Raw genomic sequence first — 21329 nt, forward strand, 5'->3', positions numbered from 1 at the left:
ACTTGGAAGGTGCCCTCCCCAGCGGCCGGACCGCCGCCCATGTCGCCGTACGCGTACCCCTACGGCACGCCGTACCCCGACCCGTACGCGTCCTCGTACCCGCCGGTGACCCCGCCGGCGTTCGCTCTGCTCAACGACGAACCCGTGGCGGACGAGACGCGCGACCTGCTCGGCGCCAACCGGGCGGCGGCGCAGCTCACCGGACTGCTGGTGGCCTCGCGCGACGCGACGCCCTTCACCCTCGCGGTGGACGCCGGATGGGGGATGGGCAAGAGCAGCCTGATGCGGCTGGTCGACGTACAGCTCGGGCGGTTCCCCGACGTGCACACCGTCTGGTACAACGCCTGGACCTCGACCGGCGGCGACGCCCTCGAAGGGCTCATCAAATCGGTGCTCAACCAGGTCGACCCCAGCATCCTGCGGCGCGCCCTGCGCCGGATCAGGGCCGGCGGCGCCCTGACGGGCCTGTTACGGGCGCTGACCGTCGTCGCCGCCGGGCCGCTCGGCGTGGCGGGCATGGTCGACGAGCTGTGGAAGCGCCTGTCGGTCGACGCGGGCGCCCGCAACGGCATGCGCGACGCGCTGCGCGACATGGTCGGCGAGTGGACCGCGACGCGCGGCTCCGCGCCCGGCGGCAAGCTGCTGGTCATCTTCATCGACGACCTCGACCGCTGCTCGGAGCAGACCTTCCTCGCCGTCTGCGAGGCCGTGAAGGTCTACCTCGACGTGCCGGGCCTCGCCTTCGTCATCGGCTGCGACCGCGCCGCGATCGGCCCCGGCGGACTGCTGCCCGACCTGTCGCCCGCAGGCGCCGCCTTCGTGGAGAAGATCTTCCAGACCAGCTACCGCATCCCCGCCCCCAGCGGCCGGGAGATCCAGGCGTACGTCCGCTCCTGCGCCGAACTGGCCGGTATCGAGCACCTGTTGGACCCGCACCTGGTCGAACTCCTCGCCTACCGCGCCGCGCGCAACCCGCGCCGGGTCAAACGCCTGCTCAACGGCCTGCTGTTGGAGGCGAGCCTCAACCCGGTCTGGGCGGGCATCCGCCCCGAGGCCGTCATCCGCACCCTGCTGCTCCAGTACCTCTATCCCGACTTCCACCGCATGATGACGGCGCCCGCAGGGCCCGGCGACGACGCCGACGTGGTCCGCGAATTCCGCACCTACCGCCGGGTCCGCACCCGCCTGTGGTCCCCGGCGCCGCTCGCCGACCCCGACCGGCCGATGGTCGCCGACTTCCTGCGCGCCCACTCCCTGCCGCCGCTGCGCGGGCACGAGAACCACGGCGCGGTCCTCGCCGACCTCGAAGCCCAACTCCCGGTCGGATTCCCTGACCTGGCGGGCGACCCCGCCTTCGTCTCCCTGGTCGAGGACCTGGTGGCGCTGCCCGAGTCCGAACTGGTGCTGCGACGGCTGCGGCAGGGCGCCGAGGACGGCGAGGCGGCGCCGTATCCGCCGCTGGCCGGTCCGTGGGGGAGCGCGCCGCAACCCGGGGCCGGGCCGCAACCGGCCGGGGACCCGGTGGCGTCACCGGGACCGAGCGGGCCGAGCGGGCCGAGCGCGCCGTCGGTCGACTACGGCGATACGGGGGTCGTCCAGGCCGGCCGGGACCTGCATACGGCCCCGGGGTACGGGCCTTACGGGCCTTACGGGCCCGAGCCGCTCGAACGGCCGCAGTCGGTGAGCCCCGCGCTGGACGAGGACGCGGGCGAATTCGTCATCGACTACTCACCACCGGCCTGGTACACGCAGAGCCAGCCGGAGCAGTCGCCGGTGGAAACGGCGACCGGGCGACACCCCCGTGTGCTGGTGGCGGGATTTCCGCATTCCGCCGGGAACCGGCTGGTCAGGCAACTGACGGCGGACGGGGGTGACGTGGTGTGGGCGGAGTCGCAAGCGCGGCTGGACCAGGAACTGTCGGTTGCCGGGAACCTCGCGCTGCTGATCTGCCAGGTCGACTTCGAGGACGGCCGGGGCCGCGGTTTCGACCTCGTCCGCGCGCAGCGCGCCCGTGGGTACGGCGGTCCGGTGATCTTCTACTCGCCGCGGGTCACGCCCGATCAGCAGGCGACCGCCATCGACCTGACGGCGTACCTTGCTGACGATCTGCCCGCCGTGCTCTCCCGGGCCAGGGGACTCCTGGACTTGCTCACGCTCACCGCTGGGCGGTCCGCCGCGCCTCGGTCCGCCGCACCGAGCGTCCCGCCAGCACGTCCGTCCGACGAGCGTCCTCGATGACGAACCGGCCGTCGATCAGGACGTACGGGATGCCGGTGGGCAGGGTGCGGGGGCGGTCGTACGTGGAACCGGCCGCGACGGTGGCCGGGTCGAACAGCACCAGGTCGGCGCGGTAGCCCTCGCGGACCAGGCCGCGATCCGGCAGCCGCAGCCGGGCGGCGGGCCTGCCGGTCAGGTGGGCCACGCACTCCTCAAGGGTCAGCACCCCCAACTCCCTGACGTAGCGCCCCAGATACTCGGGGAAGGTGCCGTACGCGCGCGGGTGCGGCTTGTCGCCGCGCAGGATGCCGTCGGAACCGCCGGTGTGCACGCGGTGCCGCATGACGGCCCGGACGTTCTCCTCGTGGCCGACGTGCTGGAGGATCGTGGTGGCGAGCCGGTCCTCCACCAGGAGTCGCCGGGCGGTCGCGAAGTCCGCGATCCTGCGCCCGACATGGGCGGCCAGCGAGCGCTCGCGCACTCCGGCGACCTCGATCACCGACCAGTCGACGGGGACGCCGTGGCTGCCGTCCGCGCCGTCCACCTCCATCACCCGGCGGATCCGCGCCGCCGTCGCGTCGTCGCGCAGCCGGCCCAGCGTCGCCTCGGGGCCGCCCTCGGTGGCCCAACTGGGCAGCATCGCCACGAGGGTTGTGGAGCCGGGGAGGTAGGGGTAGCTGTCCAGCGAGATGTCCGCGCCTGCCGCGAGGGCCGCGTCCAGCAGCGCCAGCAGTTCGGGGGCGCGGCCCTCGTTTTCGGGGAAGTTCATCGTGGCGTGCGCCAAGTGCAGTGCGCAGCCCGCCTGTTCGGTGAGCGCCACCATCTCCTCGTACGCCCGCAGCGCGCCCGCCCCGTACGACCTGTGGTGCGGGCAGTAGTAGCCGTCGTACGCCGCCACCACCCGGCACAGCTCGGTCAGTTCGGCGTCCGACGCGTACATCCCCGGTGTGTACGTCAGCCCCGACGACAGGCCCACCGCACCCTGTGCCAGGCCGTCGGCGACCAGCTCCTTCATCCGGGCCAGCTCCGCCGCCGTGGCCGGGCGGTCCTCCCACCCCAGCGCCAGCATCCGCACCGTGCCCTGCGGCACCAGATACGCGGCGTTCACCGCGATGCCCCGGTCCAGCCGGTCCAGGTACTCGCCGACGCTCCGCCAGTCGAACTCCACGTCCGAGCCGTCGCCGTTCCACCCCGCGATCTGCACCCGCACCTGCGCCAACGTCCGGTCGTCGACCGGTGCGTACGACAGGCCGTCCTGGCCGAGGACCTCCAGCGTCACGCCCTGCGCCGCCTTCGCCTCGTGCGACGGGTCCGTCAGCAGCGCCAGGTCGCTGTGCGCGTGCATGTCGATGAAACCCGGCGCCAGCGCCAGGCCCCTCGCGTCCACCACCCGCCGGGCACCGAGCCGCGCCCCGATCGCCGCGATCCGGCCCGCGGCCACCCCCACATCCGCCACGTACGACGGTGCCCCCGTCCCGTCGATGACGCGAGCGTCGCGGAACACGAGATCCATGGAGGGCCTTTCGGTCGGTACCCGGTGGGGGCGCGGCGGCGACGGGTGCCGGGAGGTGGGCTAGAAGAAGGTGCGGACGTAGGCGGGGACGGTGGCGTCGGGGGCGGTGACCGGGATGAGGGGCCACTTGTCGAAGGTGGTGCAGGGGTGGGAGAGGCCGAGGGCGACCCAGTCGCCGACGGCGAGGGGATCGGAGGCGGGCACGGCCAGCCATGTGTGCTGGTCGGACAGGGCGGTCACGGTGAGCCCGTCCGGCGCCGGGCGCGGCGCGGCGTCGGCGCCGCGGACCGTCCGGACGGACGGCAGCCCGAGATCGTACGGCGCGTCGCGCTTCCCGGCGTTGAGGAACGCCTGGGTGGGGGAGGGCCGGGAGACGACCTGCGCCCAGAGCCGGAAGGCCGGTTCGAGGGCGCCCTCGTCCGGGACCCGGTTGAACGGCGTACGCCGCCGGTAGTGGTCGTCGTCGTGCGTGACGTACGCCCCGGAGCGCAGCAGTTTCAGGACCGGCCGGGACATCGCGGGCACGTCCGCGAAGACCTCCGCGACCATGTCGAACCAGGCGGAGCCCCCGGCGCTGACCACGATCTGCTCGGCGTCCCCGAAGAGCCCGTCGGCGTCGAGACCGGCGGCGAGCGCGACCAGTCGGCGCAGCCAGGCGCGTACCCGCCCGGGGTCGGCGTCCGGCACCTCGCCCTCGTACCCGGCGACGCCGACCAGCCGCAGGGTGCCGGTCGCGGCGACGGCCGCCGCGACGGCCGCGCACTCGGCCTCGGTCCTGACGCCGGTCCTGGCGCCCTCGCCGCCCGCGAGCTCGACCACGACGTCCAGCCGCCGCCGCGTCCCGGCGTCCCGCAGCGCCGCGTCCATCAGCTCGACCCCGCGCACGGAGTCGACGTACGTGACGACGGTCAGGCCGGGGTCGGCGTCGAGCTGACCGCCGATCCAGCGCAGCGCCACCGGGTCGACGACCTCGTTGGCGATGAAGATCCGCGGCACCCCGAACGCCCGGCACACGCGCGCCTGGTGGGGTACGGCGACGGTGATTCCCCAGGCGCCGCGCGCGAGTTGGTCGGCGAAGAGCTGCGGGGCCATGGACGTCTTGCCGTGCGGGGCGAAGGACAGGCCGTGTTGGGCGGTGTACCGCTCCAGCAGGTCGAGGTTGTGCGCGAGGGCGGCCTGGGACAGCACGAGGACGGGGGTGGTGAAGCCGCCGTCGAAGAGGCCGCGGCGCTGGTCGGCCAGCTCGCCGACGGTCAGCCCCTCGGCGTCCGGCGGCAGCCCCTTGAAACGGTGGTCGACCCGCTCCTCGCGCAGCCCGGCCGCCAGCGCCGCCACCCGCTCGGCACCTGCACCGGCAGCGGCTCCCGTACCGGCAGCGGCTCCCGCACCGGCACCCGCTCCCGCACCGGCACCCGCGCCCGTGTCGGCCGCGTCCCCGTTCCCGTGTCCGCCCGCGTCCGCCGTCATCGAACCTCCCGAGTTGCAACATATGCAACGGCCGTTGCATAAGGTGATGCAAGGTGTCTAACATCCCCGCGAGTGCCTGGTCAACGGCGCTCCTGCCCACCAGGCCACCGCCGCTTCCGCCGCGGCCCGCAGAAGTGAGTGACCGCCGTGACCGTACCGACGAGCCCGAGCGCCGCCCCCGGCGCCGCCGACTTCGACGTCGTCTGCCTCGGCGAGTCCATGGTCACCTTCGTTCCCTCCCGCCCCGGCCGCCTTGCCGACGTACCCGCCTTCCACCGCGCGATCGGCGGTGCCGAGTCCAACGTGGCCTGCACCCTGGCCCGTACCGGCCACCGCGCCCGCTGGATCAGCCGCGTCGGCGCCGACGGCTTCGGCGACCACCTGGTGGAGACCGTCGCCGCGGCCGGGGTCGACGTCAGCGCCGTACAGCGCGATCCGCACCGCCCCACCGGCGTGTACTTCCGTACGGCGGGCGAGCGCGCCGTCGGTACGGACGCCCCCGGGGACCGGGCCGAGGTCGTCTACTACCGGGCCGGTTCCGCCGCCTCCGCGCTCGCCCCCGGCCTCGTCGCCCGCGCCGACGCGTGGAGCGGCCGGGTGCTGCACCTCACCGGCATCACCGCCGCGCTCTCCGCGACCTGCGCGGAGCTGATGCGCGGCCTCACCCGCCGCGCGCCGGGCCGCCCGCTGGTCTCCTTCGACGTCAACCACCGCCCGGCGCTGTGGCGCGACGCCGACCCCCGGCGGACGCTCGGCCTCGCCCGCGGCTGCGACCTCGTCTTCGTCGGCGAGGACGAGGCGCAGGCCGCCTGGGGACTGCCGGACGCGGCCGCGGTACGGGCCGCGCTGCCCGAGCCGCGGACGCTGGTGGTCAAGCAGGGCGAGGCGGGCGCGACCGTCTTCGACGGCGACGAACGCCGCCACGTCCCCGCGCTCGCGGTCGACGTCGTCGCGCACGTCGGCGCGGGCGACGCCTTCGCCGCCGGGTACCTGTCGGCGGCCCTGCGCGGTCTGCCCGTACGCGACCGCGTCCGGCACGGCCATGTGCTGGCCGCCGCCGCGCTGACCGAGTCGGGCGACCTCGGCACGCCGCCCGACCGCGCCCGCGCCGACGCGCTGGTCGCCCTGGACGACGCCGCATGGGGGAGACTGCGGCTGGGCGCCGGGTGGACGGCGTCCGGAGATCGTGCGCCCACGACGACGGAGGAGGGACCGCGGTGAGCCAGACGGTCGACCGTGCGCTGAGCATCCTGCCGCTGCTGGCCGAGGGCCCGGCGGGGCTCGAACAGGTCGCCACCCGGCTCGACGTCCACAAGTCCACCGCGCTGCGGCTGCTGCGGACCCTGCACGAACACGGCCTGGTCTACCGGCAGCAGGACCAGCGCTACCGGCTCGGCGCCCGCCTGTTCGCCCTCGCCCAGCAGGCCATCGAGACCCTCGACATCCGCGGCATCGCCCACCCCCACCTCGCCGCGCTCAACGAACGCACCGGCCACACCGTGCACTTGGCGGTGTACGAGCAGGGCGAGGTCGTCTACATCGACAAGGTCGAGAGCCGCTATCCGGTACGGATGTACTCCCGCGTCGGCCGCCCGGTCGCCATTACGGTCGCCGCCGTCGCCAAGCTGCTCCTGGCCGACCTGCCGGAGCCCGAACGGCGCTCGGTGGCCGAGCAGTTGGAGTACCCCCGCTACACCGCGAAGTCCACGCCCGACGCCGCCGCGTTCCTCGCCGAACTTTCCCGCGTCCGCGAACAGGGCTGGGCCACCGACCTCGGCGGCCACGAGGAGTCGATCAACTGCGTCGGCGCGCCGCTGCGCGGTCCCGACGGCCGCGTCTGCGCCGCCATGTCGCTCTCGGCCCCCAACGTCGTCGTCTCCGCCGACGAACTGCTGCGCCTGCGCCCGCTGTTGCTGCGCACGGCCGAGGCCGTCAGCCGCGACCTGTCGGGAAGCGCGCCTGTATCCGCATCAGTACCCGTACCCGTACCCGCACCCGCACCAGATTCAGTGAAGGACAACTCCGCATGAGCGACGGCCAGAAGACCGCGATCGTCCCGGCCACCCACACGGCGCCGCCCGCCAGGTTCTCGCACGGCGTCCGCAAGGGGAATCTCCTCCAGGTCGCCGGCCAGGTCGGTTTCCTCCCCGCCGTCGAGGGCAAGCCCCCGACGCCCGCGGGCCCGGGTCTGCGCGAGCAGACCCTCCAGACCCTCGCCAACGTCCAGGCCGTCCTCGAGGCGGGCGGCGCCACCTGGGAGGACGTCATCATGATCCGCGTCTACCTCACGGACACCGCCCACTTCGCCGAACTCAACGCCATCTACAACGAGTTCTTCGCCTCCCTCGTCGAGGCGCCCGCCGCCCGTACCACCATCTACGTCGGCCTCCCCGCCGGGCTGCTCATCGAGATCGACGCCTTGGCCGTGCTGGGCTGACCGTGTTGGGCTGACGGTTCCCGTACGGGCACAAGGGCGCCCCCTCACCCGAGGGTGAGGGGGCGCCCTTGTGAGCAGGACTCCGTGTTACGGCATGCCGTGCACGTGGGCCCCGACGCCGTTGGACCAGGCGTTGCCCGCCGAGGCGTCCCAGTTCGTGGACCAGGTCATGGCCCCGCGGATGGTGGGCCAGGTGGTGGAGGGCTTGAAGGTGCCGCAGCCGGTGCCCTTGGCGAGGCAGTCGAGCGCGTTGTTGACGACGGTCGGGCTGACGTAGCCGGAGCCCGCGGCGCTGGTGGACGCCGGGGTGCCGATGCCGACCTGGGACGGGGAGAGCCCGGCCTGGATGGCGGTGCAGGCCAGGGTCGTGATGAAGTCCACCGTGCCCTGGCTGTAGACGCCGCCGTCGCACCCGTTCATCGAACCGCTGTTGTAGTACTGGGTGTTGACGACGGTCAGGATGTCCTTGATCTTCAGCGCGGTGGCCAGGTAGTCACTGCCCGCCGAGAGCATGTCGATGGTCTGCGGCGCCATCGTGATGATGAGCGACGAGCCCGCCTTGGCACTCAGTGCGCGCAGCGCCTGCGGCATGTAGGTGGTGTCGATGCCGTTCTCGAGGTCGATGTCGACGCCGTTGAAGCCGTACGTCTGCATCAGCGTGTAGACGCTGTTGGCGAAGTTGGTGGCCGAGGCGGAGTCACGGACCGAGATGGTGCCGTTCTGGCCGCCGACGGAGATGATCACCTTCTTGCCCGCGGCCTGCTTGGCGGCGATGTCCGCCTTGAACTGCGCGGTGCTGTAGTTCAGCGCCGGGTCGAGGGTGAACGAGACCGCGCCGGACGTGGTCGTCGCGTCCGCGAAGGCGACGGCGATGATGTCGTACTGGCTCTGCACCTGCGCGATGGTCTGCACGGTGGCGCCGTTGTTGAAGTTCTGCCAGTAGCCGGTGACCGCGTGCTTGGGGATGCTGCTGGTCGGCGGGCTGGTCGGCGGCGTCGTGGGCGGGGTGGTGGGGGGTGTCGTGGGGGGAGTGGTCGGCGGCGTCGTGGGAGGCGTCGTCGGCGGGGTGGTCGGCGGGGTCGTGCCCGTACCGCCAGGGCCGGACAGCGAGATGTCGTCCGCGTAGTACGCGGGCTGCGCGTACCAGCCGTGGGTGTAGATCGTCACGGACTTGGTGTTCGCGCCGGTGGTGAAGTTCACGCTGAGCTGCTGGTACGAGGAGGCCGACGGCGTCCAGGTGGACGGGTCGGTGCCGCCGGTGCCGGTGGCGCCCAGGTAGACGTACGAGCCCTGTACCCAACCGCTGAGCGTGTACTGGGAGTTGGGCTGCACGCTGACGACCTGGGAACACTGGCCGGTGTCGCTGCTGGTCGGGGTGGCCTTGAGGGCGGCGGAACCGGAGTGCACCGGGCTGGAGACGGTGCTGCCGCTGCCCGCGGTGCAGGTCCAGCCGGAAAGGCCGCTCTCGAAGCCGGGGTTGGCGGCGAGGTTGGTGGTCGCGGCGCTGGCGCTGCCCATGTCGACGAGCGCGACACCGGTGCCGATCACCGCGGCGGCGCTCAGCCCCGCGATGCCGCGGCGGACGAACTTGGAGCGGACGAGCTTTGATCTGTGCTGGGCATGGCTCGCTTGATTCGCGTGCGATGCACGTTCCACGACTGCCTCCTGGGGGCAAGGAGTTGGGGGGTAGTGGGAGTGCGGGTGGCGCATGACATGACGTACGGACGTGAAGCGGTGACCTGAAGCAGTGACCTGAAGCGACGACATGAAGAGCGACATGAAGAGCGACATGAGGAGCAACTTGAAGTGCACACACAAAACAGCTGACAGGGAGAAAGCTGGTCCAGACCAATTGGGTTGTCAAGACCTCTGCCGGACACCTGTCGTTCACCACTTCCGATCCGCAACTTTCCGCACCCAAGCCGCTACACATCGATAAGCTGACGACCGCGAATCGCCAGGTACCGGCCACCACCGGGCGCAGGAGGGGGAGGTACCGCATGCCGAGCGTCATCACCGTCACCTCCGACGATCTCTCGCTCTCGCTGGAAGAGCAGTTGGCGCGCACCACGACCGCGCTCGACACGTACGGGCACCTCATCGCCCTGGCGCCGGCCGAAGCGGCCGACCCCGCCAGACGCCGGATGCACACCGTGCGGTCCGCCCTCGAAGCCGACCGGATAGCGATCGTCCCCAGCCCGCTCCCCCCGCTGGCCGTCGCCCTGCTCGCCGAACAACTGCGCCAGCTCTCCGGCACCGACCTCGGCCCCGGCGTCCTCGCGGGCGCCGCCCGGCTGCTCACGTACTACCTGCACTCCGGCGCGCTGCTCGGCTCCGTCGCCAAGCTCGACCGCGTCCCGGTCGGCGTCGGCGCCCACGTCAAGTCCCTCGTGCCGGGACGCCACTTCGCCGTCATCGCGCACCCCGAGCCGTATCTCGCCGAGGCCGAACCGGGCACCGTACCGCCGGGACCCGGCTACCAGACACAGTTGGCCGTCGCGGGCAAGGGCGTCGACCCCGCCTGGGTCACCGGACCGCTCGCCAGCGGCTGGCGCGCCCAGCACCTGCGCGAAGTCCCGCTGCCGACCGACTCCCCACGCTGGTGGGGCACGTCCCGGCTGGTCGAATTCACCGCCTACATCGCCGATGTGGGCATGCTCTACCAACTCGTCACCTCGGTACGGCGCGACACCTGCACCTGGTGCGGGCTCGAAGTCATCGGTGACCAGTGCTTGTTCTGCGCCACACGGCTGGGGGACCGTACGGCTCCGGCGAAGCACGCCGCCGCCCGGCCGGCGCGCGAGGTCGAGACACCGCGCCGCCCCCAACTCGAACCCCACAAGCGATAGGTCCGCCCGCACATGAACTCACGTCAGCGTCGTGGTGTCGTCCTCCTCGTGATCTCCGTGATCTGCGCGGTGGCCGCCTTCGCGGGAGTGCTCGCCGTCGTCAGCGACGCGCGGTCACAGGTCGGACCGAAGGTCACCGCGTACGAACTCAGCGCCGACATACCGGCGTACCAGGCGCTGACCGCGTCCCAGGTGCACCAGATCCGGATACCGAAGCGCTGGCTGCCGGACACCGCCGTACGCGATCTCGGCCAGCTCCAGGGCAAGATCGCCGCCGTGCCGCTGCGCAAGGGCTCGCTGCTCCAGTCCGACATGGTCGCCGCCCGGCCCGAACTCCAGCCCGGACAGATGGAGATCGCCATCATGATCGACGCCGAGACCGGCGTCGCGGGCAAGATCACCCCCGGCGCCCGGGTCAACATCTTCGCCACCTTCCAGGGCCGCAAGGACACCGACCCCGACGTCTCGAAGATCATCGTGTCCGGCGCGCAGGTCATCGACGTCGGTGAGATCAAGGCTTTCGACAAGAGCGAGAACGCCCAGCGGCTGTCCACCGAGGGCGTGCCGATCACCTTCGCGCTCAACGCCGGGGACGCCCAACGCGTCGCCTACGCCGAGTCGTTCGCCGAACACGTCCGCCTCGCGCTCGTCGCCCCAGGTGACAGCTCCGCACCCTCGCAGACCGACCGCACGTACACCCTGAGCGGCGACAGCGGCACCGGAGGCAAGCCGTGACCGTACGCATCCTCGCCGGAACCGCCGACCCCGACGCCGCGCGCGCCCTGCTCGGCCTGCTCGGCCAACTGCCCGGCGCGGAACCGGCGCCCGCCCTCGCCGACTCCACCAGCCTGCTCGAAACCCTCATACGCGCCGCCGAGGCCGGAATCGACGAACTGCCCGAAGTCGTCATCGTGCAGGAGGGCATCGGACCGATGCCCGCACTCGACCTCATCCGCGACGTCGCCCTGCGTTTCCCCGCCATCGGCGTCGTCCTGCTCACCGCCGACCCCAGCCCCGCCGTGCTCGCCGCCGCCATGGACTCCGGCGCCCGGGGCGTCGTCGGATTCCCGCTCTCCTACGACGAGTTGGGCGCCCGCGTCGAAGCCGCCGCCACCTGGTCGGCCGGGGTCCGCAGACACCTCGGCCCGCAGCGCGCCCTGCCCGCCGTCGCCGGCGGCACCCTCGTCGCCGTCGCGGGAGCCAAGGGCGGTGTCGGCACCACCGTCACCGCCGTCCAACTCGCCCTCGCCGCGCATGCGTCGGGCCGCTCCACCGCCCTGGTCGACCTCGACCTCCAGGGCGGCGACATCGCCTCCTACCTCGACGTCCAGTTCCGCCGCTCCCTCGCCGACCTCGCCGACATCGCGGACGTCTCCTCCCGCGTCCTGCACGACGCCATGTACGTCCACGAGTCAGGCCCCGCCCTGCTGCTCGCCCCCGCCGACGGCGAACGCGGCGAGGACGTCACCGACCGCTCGGCCCGCCTCGTCCTCGCCGCGCTCCGGCAGCGCTACGAAGTCGTGGTCGTGGACTGCGGCACTCAGATGACCAGCGCCAACGCCGTCGCCGTCGAAGTCGCCGACGCCGCCGTCCTCGTGCTCACGCCCGACGTCATCGCCGTGCGCGCCGCCAAGCGCATGGTCCGCATGTGGGACCGGCTCCAGATCCGCAAACCCCAGGACACCACCGCCGTCGTCAACCGCCACACCCGCGGCACCGAGATCCAGCCGTCGCTGATCGGCCGCATCACCGGCACCCGCATGGCCACCTCCGTCATCCCCGCCGGATTCCGCGAACTCCAGGCCGTCATCGACGCGGGCCGCCTCCAGGACCTCGACGCGCGCTCCACCGTCAAGGCCGGAATCTGGTCACTGGCCGGGGAGTTGGGCCTGGTCAGCGGCGCGACGCTGCCCGCCGCGCGCGGGAAGAAGCAGCGCCGCGAGCGCGGTGAACGCGGCGGCGACCGGGGTCAGGTCACCCTCGAAACGCTCGGCATGACGCCGATCATCCTCATCACGCTGCTGCTGATCTGGCAGGCCGTGCTGGCCGGTTACACCTTCACGCTGGCGGGCAACGCCGCCGACCAGGCGGCGCGGGCGGCGGCGGTGGGTTCGGACGCCTCCGCCGCCGCGAGCAGCGACCTTCCCAGCGCGTGGGGGCCCGGCGACACCTCGGTCAGCCGCGCGGACGGCACCGTCTCGGCGACCGTCACCCTCAAGATGCCCCTCCTCATCCCCGGCATCGGCGACTTCGTCCCCATCTCGGGCCACGCGAAGACGCTGGACGAAACGGCCAAGCGATGAAGCGCTCCCGCCGCTGGGCCCCCGACGCCCGTACCTCCGCCTTGCGCAGGCGGGTCGCGCCCCGCAGGGGCGCTGGGGGCACCCCCAGCGCCCCTTCGGGGCCGTCCCGGCGCGGGTTCGGGGGCGGCGCCCCCGAGAGGCACTTGGGGTCCGCCCGGGACCGGGGCGTGGCCTCGCTCGAATACCTCGGAATGCTCCCGCTCCTGCTCCTGATCGCCCTCGCGGGCATCCAACTCGGCCTCGTCGCGTACTGCGGCGAACAGGCCGGGACGGCGGCCCGTACGGCGGCCAGGACCGCCGCGCAGGCGGGCCCGGACGGGGGAGAGGCGGCCGGCCAGCAGGCGGGCGAGGCTGCGGTCAGCGACTGGCTGACCGCGACGATCCGGTTCACGACGTCCGACTCGACGACCGTGACCGCGCAGGCCACGGTGAAGGTCCCGTCCGTCCTGCCGGGAGTCAGCTTCTTCGACCCCGTGAAGCGCTCCGCGACCATGCCGAAGGAGGACACGACACGATGAGCCTCCGTGCCCGCCTCGCCGTCGAAGAGGCGACCCCGCAGACGCAGGAAGGCCACATGGTGGCCGTCTACCGCGCGAAGCTGCTCCAGGAGATCGACCTCGCGGAGATGTCGGCGCTCGCGCCGGGCGAGCGCAGGGCCCGGCTGGAACGGGTGCTCGGCCACATCGTCAGCCGCGAGGGCCCGGTGCTGTCCACGGCGGAACGCGCCGCGCTGATCCGCCGTGTGGTGGACGAGGCACTCGGCCTCGGCATCCTGGAACCGCTGCTCGAAGACCCCACCGTCACCGAGATCATGGTCAACGGCCCCGACAAGATCTACGTCGAGCGCGGCGGCCGGGTCGAGGCGGTCGCCGCCCGCTTCTCGTCGGCGGAACAGCTCCTCCAGACCATCGAGCGGATCGTCTCCACCGTCAACCGCCGTGTGGACGAGTCGAATCCGATGGTCGACGCCCGGCTGCCGTCGGGCGAGCGCGTCAACGTCATCATCCCGCCGCTGTCGTTGACCGGACCCACGCTCACCATCCGCCGCTTCCCGCGCGCGTACACGCTCCAGGAGCTGATCGCCCTCGGGACGCTGGACGAGCACATGCTGCTGCTGCTCTCGTCGTTCGTGCGCGCGAAGTGCAACATCATCGTCAGCGGCGGCACGGGCTCGGGCAAGACCACGCTGCTCAACGCGCTGTCCGGGCTGATCCCCGACGGCGAGCGGATCATCACGGTCGAGGACGCCGCCGAACTCCAGCTCCAGCAGGAGCACGTGATCCGGCTGGAGTCGCGCCCGCCCAACGTCGAGGGCGAGGGCCGGATCACGATTCGCGACCTCGTACGCAACTCCCTGCGGATGCGCCCCGACCGGATCATCGTCGGCGAGGTACGCGGCGGCGAGACCCTCGACATGCTCCAGGCGATGTCCACCGGACACGACGGCTCACTGGCCACCGTGCACGCCAACTCCGCCGAGGACGCGGTGCTCAGGCTCCAGACGCTCGCGTCGATGAGCGAGGTCAAGATCCCCTTCGAGGCGCTGCGCGACCAGATCAACAGCGCCGTGGACGTCCTCGTCCAGCTCAACCGCCATATCGACGGCACCCGCAGGATCGGCGAGATCGCCGTCCTGTCCTCCCGCGGCCGTGACGTCTTCCGCCTCACCTCCGCGACCCGCTTCCGCGCGGAACCGCTCGGCGTCGACCGCATCGTCCGCGGCTGGTACGAACACCGGCCCGTCCCGCGCGAGATCGCCGAGCGGCTCTACCTCTCCGGCGAACACGTGCCCGCCGCCTTCGGGATCGGCGCGAGCGAACTCGAACTCGACAGCAGGGAGGCGAAGTGACCGCCATTCCAAAAGAGTTGACGGCGGTGGCGGCTCCGCCCGGCAGCGGTCTCCCGCACCTGGCCGCGGGCCCCGGATTCGCCTTGGGCCCCGGATTCGCCTCGGGACCGTATCCGCTGCTCGTCCTCGGCGTCAGCGTGGTCGCCCTCGCGCTGGCCGTGTGGGGCGGCCACGCCTGGCGTGGCGGCAAGGCCGACCGGGCCGCGCTCGTCGACCGGCTCGCCGGCGACTTCGGCGGCGGGCCCCGCGAATCGGCCTTCGCCGGACTCGACCGCCGCGTACGCCGCTACGCCTGGGGCCAGCGCCTCGCGGGCCGACTGGCCGCCACCGGGACCAACTTGACGCCAGGTCAGTTCACCGCAGCCGCTATCGGCGTCGTCCTCGTCGCGTGGGTGCTCGCCGCGGCGATCCTCGCCCCCTTCTTCGGGCCGATCGCCGCACTCATCGCGGGCTGGTCCGCGTACAGCTTCCTGGAGTGGCGCCGCCGCGTCCGTACCGAGCGCTTCATCGCCCAACTCCCCGACCTCGCACGCGTTCTGGCCAACGCCACCCAGGCCGGGCTCGCCCTGCGCACCGCCGTCTCCATGGCGGCGGAGGAGCTGGACGCGCCCGCGGGCGAGGAGCTGAAGCAGGTCGCCGACGCGATGGCGGTGGGCCACTCCATCGAGGACGCGCTGGCGGAACTGCAACAGCGCCTGCCCAGCCGCGAGTTGGTCGTGCTGGTCTCCACCCTGGTGCTCTCCAGCCGCGCGGGCGGCTCCGTCGTCGAGTCGCTGCGCAACCTCACCGTCACCCTGGAGGAGCGCAAGGAGACCCGGCGCGAGATCCGTACCCAGATGTCCCAGGTCACCGTCACCGCCTACGCGGTCCCGGTCATCGGCATCGGCTCCCTGCTGCTCCTCAACCAGATCATGCCGGGCTCGCTCAGCGCCATGACCGGTTCCAACGTCGGCCGGATCTGCGTCCTGGTCGCCCTGGGCCTGTACGTGGTCGGCTTCGCGCTGATCCGCCGGATGTCGAGGATCGACGTATGACCGCGACCGTGCACACCTCACGCGGCAACCGGCCGGTGACCGGAGGGAGTTCCCGATGATCCTGATCGGCCTCGCCCTGGCGGCGGTCGTCGCCGCGGGCGTCGTCGGCGTCGTCCACGCCGTCGGACTCCTGCGCGCCGACGTGAAGCTCCCCGACGACCTGGCCCTCGCCCTGGAAGTCGGCAGTACCCGGACGACCCGTACCGGCAACGCGATCGACCGGATCGGCATCCGCTGGGCGCCGATGGTGATGCGGATGATGGGCCCGGCCCGGATCGCCACCATGCGCGCCCGGATCGACCACGCGGGCCACCCGCACGGCCTCACCGTCGAGCGCTACGCCGCCCGCCGCGCCGTCTACGGCGGCCTCGGCGGCTTCGCGGCCCTGCTGCTGCTCGTCCAAGGGCACTGGATTCTCGCGTTGTTGCTCGCCGCGTACGCCTGGTGGTGGGCCGACCTCGGCATCTGGCTGGCCGTCCGCCGCCGCCGCGACGACATCGAACGCACCCTCCCCGACTTCCTCGACGTCCTCGCCGTCGTCGTCAGCGCGGGCCTCGGCTTCCGCCAGGCCCTGGAGCGCGTCAACGCCGTCTACCAGGGCCCCTGGTCGGACGAGATCCGGGTCGCCCTGCGCCAGATGGACGTCGGCGTCAGCCGCCGCGACGCCTTCGACCAGCTCCGCAGGCGCAACCGCAGCGACCAGGTCGGCCAGTTCGTCACCGCCCTCCAGCAGGGCGAGGAACTGGGCGCCCCGATCGCCCGCACCCTCCTCCAGATCGCCAACGACATGCGCCGCACCGAGGCCCAGAACGCCCGCCGCCGCGCCGCCCGCATGGTCCCGCGCGCGACGGGCGTCATCACGACTCTTCTGGTCCCGGCGACGATGATCCTGCTGATCACCGGCACGATCATGGGCTCCCACATCCAGTTCGGCGACACCTTCGGCGGCGGGTGACGGGCGTTGCGGCGAGGCGTTGATGAGCGGAGATGGCGGCCGATGACCGGAGATGAGCGGATGATGACCTGGCGATTACCGTGATCCGCTGGCCACACAGCGTGATCAACCGGCATGCTGTAAGCGCCAATTGGCGCAGAACGGGCTGCGGATGCCCGAGGTTCGGGTGTACCTTTGCATTCGCAACCATATTTGCACCTGCAATCAGAACCGATCCGCTGCGGACGGCAACACGACCAGCGAGAGGCGGTGCGCCGTGGACACCTACCCCGACAGGTGGAACGCGGCCGTCGCACGCATCCGTCAGGTGACGAAGAATGGGGCGAACGATGATGAACAGGTGGGTAGTCCGGCGCTACACAGACGCCGAGATCTGGCTGCGCGACCGCACGGACAGACTCGCGGCCCGGATCGCCGACCGGTCGGCGGACGGGTCGGCCGACCGGGGTCAGACGTCGTTCGAATATCTCGGGATCGCGGTAGTGATCGCGGTGATCATCGGGGTGCTGGCCGGGACGACGGACATCGGCAAGATGGTCAAGGACGGAATCACCGGCATGATCGGCAAGATCATCGGCGGCAGTGGCAAGTAGCCGGGTTCGGCGACGACCGTGGTCAGACACTGGGGATCTACATCGTCGCCATGTCCGCGCTGTTCTTCCTCGCCTTCGCGTTCTTCGCGGTGGGGCAGGCCGCCGTCGTTCGTAACTCCGCCCAGACCGCCGCGGATTCGGCGGCGCTCGCCGCCGCCCGAGCGGACCGGGACGCGGCGCACGACGCTTTTCTCGCCGCGCTGACCTCTGGTGACCTCGTCAAACTGGGTTATCTCCTCGCGAATTTGGGACACGACGGGCAGTCCTGCGGTGCCGCGGACACCTACGCGGCGGAGAACGAGGCCAAAGTGGACGGCTGCGATCCCACAAGTTCTGGGCTCGGATACACCGTCTCCGTCACGACGTTGGGCACGGTCGGCACCTCCGTGATCGACGGCACCGAGACCAAACACGCCACGGCCACCGCCACCGCGGTGGTCGAACCGCGCTGTGGCCTCGGCGACAAGGACGGCAACGCGATCGGGTTCATCTGCAACGGCGACCATGTGACGGTCGATCCGACGGCGGGCGGCTTCGTGCTGGACCTGTCGATCTTCTACACCGTCCACTTGAGCAAGTGACGGCGGCCGAGCGATGAGGGAACGGGGAACGATGCGATACGGGCGCAGGGCGACGATTGCGGTGGCGTTCGCCGCCGGTGCCGCCATCACGCTGGCCGGATGCGGTGGCGGAGGCGGCGGTGGCGACAAGGCGGACAACAAACCGTCCACCTCCGCGAGCGCGTCGAAGAACCCTGGATCGAGCGGCGGTGACAGCGCCGCACCGAGCGCCACGCCGACTCAGGTCCTCGCCCAGGTCAAGGGCGACAAGAATATGGAGATCACGATCAACTCGGCCGTACGGGATTCCGGCGGCTTCGTGACTGTGGAGGGTGTGGCTACCAACAACGGCACGGAACTCTTCACCGCCAATGACTGGGCCGGTAACGAGACGGCGTTGTCTGCGTCGGGAGCTTCCGTCGCGGGTGCCATTCTCGTCGACGAGGCGGGCAAGAAGCGCTACTACATACTCCGCGACACCGACGGCCGCTGCCTGTGCACCATGGGGCTTGTCGGCATCCAACCCAAGGAATCCCGCCCCTTCTTCGCTCAGTTCCCCGCACCGCCGGAGGCCACCACCCAAGTGTCGTTCGAACTGCCGACGATGCCGCCCGCGAAGATCACGATCTCGGAGGGGTGAGGACGATGAAGCGCAACGCGCCGCCGCCCGGGGCGGCAACCCGCGCCGGAGGGCACCGGGCCGCCATGTCCGCGGGTGTGGTGATCGTGCTCGTGCTGGCCGCCGGGACGGCAGCCGGGGGGACGGCGGCCGTGGCCGATACGAATCCGCCGCCGACGGCCGGTGACAGCACGCCGACGGCCCCCGTGCGGATCGACCCGACGTCGCCAGGGCTCAGGCTGCCGGAGGGCTCGACGCTGGCGCCGGCGAAGGTGCTGGACATTGTGTCGGTGACGGACGAGTCGTCGACGAAGGCGAGCCAGCCGGAGCAGCGGCAGGAGACGTCGAACTCGACGGTCACCTACGCGCTCCAGTCGGAGGTGCTGTTCAAGAAGGACAGCGCCGTGCTGTCGCCCACGGCGACCTCGCGAATCCAGGCCATCGCGGACGACATCACCGCACGCCATGTGACGTCACCCATCCGGGTGTTCGGGTTCACGGACAACCTCGGCAGCTCCGAGCACGGGATGGTGCTCTCGAAGCAACGCGCCGACGCCGTTTACAAAGTCCTGGCAACGGAAATGGGCAACGCCGGTGACTCATCCCACACGTTTCAGGTCCGTGGGTACGGCGAGGACTACCCGATTGCCGACAATTCATCTGAAACCGGGCGCGGTCAGAATCGCCGCGTCGAGATCACTTTCACGCCACCTGCCGCGTAACGTGCTGAGCGGTCGCTCTGACGCGGTACGGTGTAACTCCCCCCCTCGGGCCGGTTCGCTCTCCCCCCCCTGCGAACCGGCCCGTTTTTCTTTTCCCGCACCCGCACCCGGCCCGAACCCGTTCCGCACCCGGCCCCGCATCGACACCCGCGCGGCCCTCGTAGGTTCCGGCCCGGAGACGGTCGATCACCGTAGATTGCCCGCATGCGGAACAGAACGGCGAAAAGCCGCCGGTATTCGCTCACCGGCACCGGCACCGGCACCGGCACCGGCACCGCCCTGACCTGCCTGGCCGTGGCCACCCTCTCCGCCTGCTCGGCCGGCGCCGGCGCCCCGGACGGCTGGCGCTATCTGCGGGCGGACCCGCTGGCGGTCGCGGTCCCCAAGACCTGGCAGGACGTGCGCGGCGGGGCGGTGCTGCGCGGCCCTGACGGCCGTACGGACGGGGAGGTCGCCGTCAGCGCGAATCCGGGCGCCGGCGGTCCCCCCGACAAGGCGACGGCCACGGCCCTCGCCACCGCCCGCAGGGAGTCGCTGGACTTCGACGGCCAACCCGGCCAGGTCCTCAGCTACGTCCAGGCCGCGCCCGACGGCCGCCCCGCCGCCCGCGTCGAGGTCCGCCTGCACGACTACGAAGGCCACCCGGTCACCGTCCGCGCCTGGACGGCCGACGGTACGGCCGACCCGATGCTGCTCCGTCAGATCATCGACAGCATCGAATTCGCCACCGACCCGAACCGCTAGCCGCGCGGCCCGCCGGCCGCGTCCGCCTCCAGCCGCACCCCTTTGCGCACCCCCCACCGCGCCAGGGCCCCCGCCTCCGCCTCCAGGACGTGCCGGGCCAGCAGCCGGGGGCGGCCGACGCGGCCGGGCGGCATCGTACGGACGGCCAGAACGCGCAGCCGACGGTCCAGATAGGCGACGTCGATCGGAAACCGCATCCGTACGGTGTGCACGCTGGACGCCGGGGTCAGCAGCAGGGCGCCCTCGATCCCGTCCAGGCCGAGGAGCCCGCGGGTCCGCGCCCGGTACGACGCGGCGACCCGCAGCGGCACCTCGGCGTCGGGCGTACGCAGCGTACTGTCACCGTCTCGCCAACGTCGGCGCATGGTCACTCCCCGGGGGTGCTCGATCAGGCGGCAGGCGGCAGGCGGCAGGTGGCAGGCGGCGTGGTACGGGCCCCGGTACGGGTCCGCGGGGGCCGTGTACGGTCGGCCCGGTGCATGTCTATCCGATCGTGGCCGCCGCCGTGTGGGGAATCGTCAGCGGCCTGCTGCTGCCGCGCGCCGCCTACCGGTTGGCCGTCCCGTCAGGTGAGCCGTGGGCGGCGCGGTGCCCCGGAGGTCACCCGCTGCCCGAGGGCATACGCGGCTGGCTCGGACCGGCCCGCTGCCCGCGCTGCGCCGAGCCCGGCTCCTACGGCTCCTACGGTCCTGTCGCCGTCCTCGTCCTCGCCCTCGCGTGCGCGCTCGCCTGCGCAGGACTGGCCGTGCGGGTCGGAGCCCACCCCGAACTCGTCGTCTGGCTCCTGCTGGTGCCGCTCGGCGTCGTCCTCGGCCGCGTCGACCTCAAGGTCTTCCGGCTCCCGGACGTCCTCACCTTTCCCGCCTTCTTCGGCACCGCCGCCCTGCTCGGTCTCGCCGCCCTGCTCCCCGAGCACCGGGGCTCCTGGCCGCGCGCCCTGTTCGGCGCCCTCGCCGTCGGCTTCGTCTACCTGCTCCTCTTCCTCATCAACCCCGCCGGCATGGGCTTCGGCGACGTCAAACTCGCCCCCACCCTCGGCCTCGCCCTCGGCTGGTACGGCTGGCCCACCGTCTTCACCGGCACGTTTCTCGGCTTCGCCCTCGGCGCCGTCATCGGCCTCGCCCTCATCGCCACTCGGCGCGCCACCCGCAAAACCCCACTCCCGTTCGGGCCCTTCATGCTCCTCGGCACCCTCACCGCCCTCCTCCTCACCCCCTGAGCCCCCGCCGCCCACCTCACACAGGAGGGTGCCCCCCCGAGGGGCGCGGGGAACTGCGCGCCCGCCCTGCGCAAGGCCCGGCTTTTCAGGGGCGCGGGGAACTGCGCGCCCAGCCCCCACCGGCCCGGTGGTCGGGAGACCACCGAACTGCCCCTCCGGGACCGGTGGTGACGTGCAGCCATCGCCGTGGCCGGCCGCGCAGTTCCTCCCCCAGCCTCCGGCCGGGAGGTGCCCCCAGCGCCCCTAAA

Annotated in this window: 21 protein-coding genes; 17 read left to right on the plus strand and 4 right to left on the minus strand. The window is 72.0% G+C overall.

Going from position 1 to position 21329, the window contains the following annotated elements; all coding sequences use genetic code 11:
• Window positions 1–9 precede the first annotated feature (9 nt).
• Window positions 10–2238 (plus strand): P-loop NTPase fold protein, encoded by a 2229-nt coding sequence (locus tag BGM09_RS34220; protein WP_317453000.1) that lies wholly within the window; start codon window positions 10–12, stop codon window positions 2236–2238.
• Here BGM09_RS34220 and BGM09_RS34225 read toward each other — a convergent pair.
• Window positions 2156–3730, minus strand: a complete 1575-nt coding sequence (locus BGM09_RS34225; RefSeq protein WP_188285638.1) for an N-acyl-D-amino-acid deacylase family protein — start codon at window positions 3728–3730, stop codon at window positions 2156–2158. The two genes, BGM09_RS34220 and BGM09_RS34225, sit on opposite strands and share 83 nt — an antisense overlap.
• A gap of 60 nt (window positions 3731–3790) precedes the next feature.
• Entirely contained in the window at window positions 3791–5197 is a 1407-nt protein-coding gene (locus BGM09_RS34230; RefSeq protein ID WP_188285639.1) for an alanine racemase, read from the minus strand.
• Window positions 5198–5344: 147 nt separating this feature from the next.
• Between BGM09_RS34230 and BGM09_RS34235 the strand changes: the two genes are divergently transcribed.
• Genes BGM09_RS34235 through BGM09_RS34245 form a run of 3 tightly spaced genes read left to right on the plus strand, consistent with a single transcriptional unit; the run spans window position 5345 to window position 7634 of the window.
• Window positions 5345–6418 (plus strand): sugar kinase, encoded by a 1074-nt coding sequence (locus BGM09_RS34235; protein WP_317453001.1) that lies wholly within the window; start codon window positions 5345–5347, stop codon window positions 6416–6418.
• Window positions 6415–7227, plus strand: coding sequence for an IclR family transcriptional regulator (locus tag BGM09_RS34240; RefSeq protein ID WP_188285640.1), 813 nt, complete (start codon window positions 6415–6417; stop codon window positions 7225–7227). Before BGM09_RS34235 ends, BGM09_RS34240 begins: the two co-directional genes overlap by 4 nt.
• Window positions 7224–7634, plus strand: coding sequence for a RidA family protein (locus BGM09_RS34245; RefSeq protein WP_188285641.1), 411 nt, complete (start codon window positions 7224–7226; stop codon window positions 7632–7634). The genes BGM09_RS34240 and BGM09_RS34245 overlap by 4 nt, the downstream gene beginning before the upstream one ends.
• A gap of 87 nt (window positions 7635–7721) precedes the next feature.
• On the opposite strand, the gene BGM09_RS34250 is transcribed toward BGM09_RS34245, so the two are convergent.
• Complete coding sequence (locus tag BGM09_RS34250) at window positions 7722–9206, minus strand: chitinase (protein WP_411158398.1); 1485 nt, start codon at window positions 9204–9206, stop codon at window positions 7722–7724.
• A 428-nt stretch (window positions 9207–9634) separates the two neighbouring features.
• Between BGM09_RS34250 and BGM09_RS34255 the strand changes: the two genes are divergently transcribed.
• From BGM09_RS34255 to BGM09_RS34310, 12 genes are all read left to right on the plus strand, one after another.
• Complete coding sequence (locus BGM09_RS34255; RefSeq protein ID WP_188285642.1) at window positions 9635–10483, plus strand: hypothetical protein; 849 nt, start codon at window positions 9635–9637, stop codon at window positions 10481–10483.
• Between the two features lie 12 nt (window positions 10484–10495).
• Window positions 10496–11218, plus strand: coding sequence for a Flp pilus assembly protein CpaB (gene cpaB / locus BGM09_RS34260; RefSeq protein WP_188285643.1), 723 nt, complete (start codon window positions 10496–10498; stop codon window positions 11216–11218).
• Window positions 11215–12786, plus strand: a complete 1572-nt coding sequence (locus tag BGM09_RS34265; RefSeq protein WP_188285644.1) for a CpaE family protein — start codon at window positions 11215–11217, stop codon at window positions 12784–12786. The genes cpaB and BGM09_RS34265 overlap by 4 nt, the downstream gene beginning before the upstream one ends.
• 167 nt (window positions 12787–12953) lie before the next feature.
• Window positions 12954–13304 (plus strand): TadE/TadG family type IV pilus assembly protein, encoded by a 351-nt coding sequence (locus BGM09_RS34270; RefSeq protein ID WP_317453002.1) that lies wholly within the window; start codon window positions 12954–12956, stop codon window positions 13302–13304.
• On the plus strand, window positions 13301–14635 hold the full coding sequence (locus BGM09_RS34275; protein ID WP_188285645.1) for a CpaF family protein: 1335 nt from the start codon (window positions 13301–13303) through the stop codon (window positions 14633–14635). The genes BGM09_RS34270 and BGM09_RS34275 overlap by 4 nt, the downstream gene beginning before the upstream one ends.
• 83 nt (window positions 14636–14718) lie before the next feature.
• Entirely contained in the window at window positions 14719–15669 is a 951-nt protein-coding gene (locus BGM09_RS34280; protein WP_188285662.1) for a type II secretion system F family protein, read from the plus strand.
• A gap of 64 nt (window positions 15670–15733) precedes the next feature.
• Window positions 15734–16624 (plus strand): DUF5936 domain-containing protein, encoded by an 891-nt coding sequence (locus BGM09_RS34285; RefSeq protein ID WP_411158399.1) that lies wholly within the window; start codon window positions 15734–15736, stop codon window positions 16622–16624.
• Between the two features lie 332 nt (window positions 16625–16956).
• A complete protein-coding gene (locus tag BGM09_RS34290) occupies window positions 16957–17217 on the plus strand; it encodes a hypothetical protein (protein ID WP_223187993.1) in 261 nt (86 codons plus the stop codon).
• 29 nt (window positions 17218–17246) lie between these two features.
• A complete protein-coding gene (locus tag BGM09_RS34295; RefSeq protein WP_223188006.1) occupies window positions 17247–17798 on the plus strand; it encodes a pilus assembly protein TadG-related protein in 552 nt (183 codons plus the stop codon).
• 31 nt (window positions 17799–17829) lie between these two features.
• Window positions 17830–18417 carry a hypothetical protein gene (locus BGM09_RS34300; protein WP_223187994.1) on the plus strand — a complete coding sequence of 196 codons (588 nt, stop codon included), beginning with the start codon at window positions 17830–17832 and terminating at the stop codon, window positions 18415–18417.
• 5 nt (window positions 18418–18422) lie between these two features.
• Complete coding sequence (locus BGM09_RS34305; RefSeq protein WP_223187995.1) at window positions 18423–19118, plus strand: OmpA family protein; 696 nt, start codon at window positions 18423–18425, stop codon at window positions 19116–19118.
• Between the two features lie 204 nt (window positions 19119–19322).
• Window positions 19323–19862 (plus strand): hypothetical protein, encoded by a 540-nt coding sequence (locus tag BGM09_RS34310; RefSeq protein WP_188285649.1) that lies wholly within the window; start codon window positions 19323–19325, stop codon window positions 19860–19862.
• Here the strand turns inward: BGM09_RS34310 and BGM09_RS34315 are convergent.
• Window positions 19859–20227 (minus strand): DUF192 domain-containing protein, encoded by a 369-nt coding sequence (locus BGM09_RS34315; protein WP_188285650.1) that lies wholly within the window; start codon window positions 20225–20227, stop codon window positions 19859–19861. The two genes, BGM09_RS34310 and BGM09_RS34315, sit on opposite strands and share 4 nt — an antisense overlap.
• A gap of 110 nt (window positions 20228–20337) precedes the next feature.
• Between BGM09_RS34315 and BGM09_RS34320 the strand changes: the two genes are divergently transcribed.
• A complete protein-coding gene (locus BGM09_RS34320; RefSeq protein WP_188285651.1) occupies window positions 20338–21081 on the plus strand; it encodes a prepilin peptidase in 744 nt (247 codons plus the stop codon).
• Window positions 21082–21329: the final 248 nt, after the last annotated feature.

This window comes from Streptomyces sp. CBMA29 (assembly GCF_014596445.1).
Classification (GTDB): domain Bacteria; phylum Actinomycetota; class Actinomycetes; order Streptomycetales; family Streptomycetaceae; genus Actinacidiphila.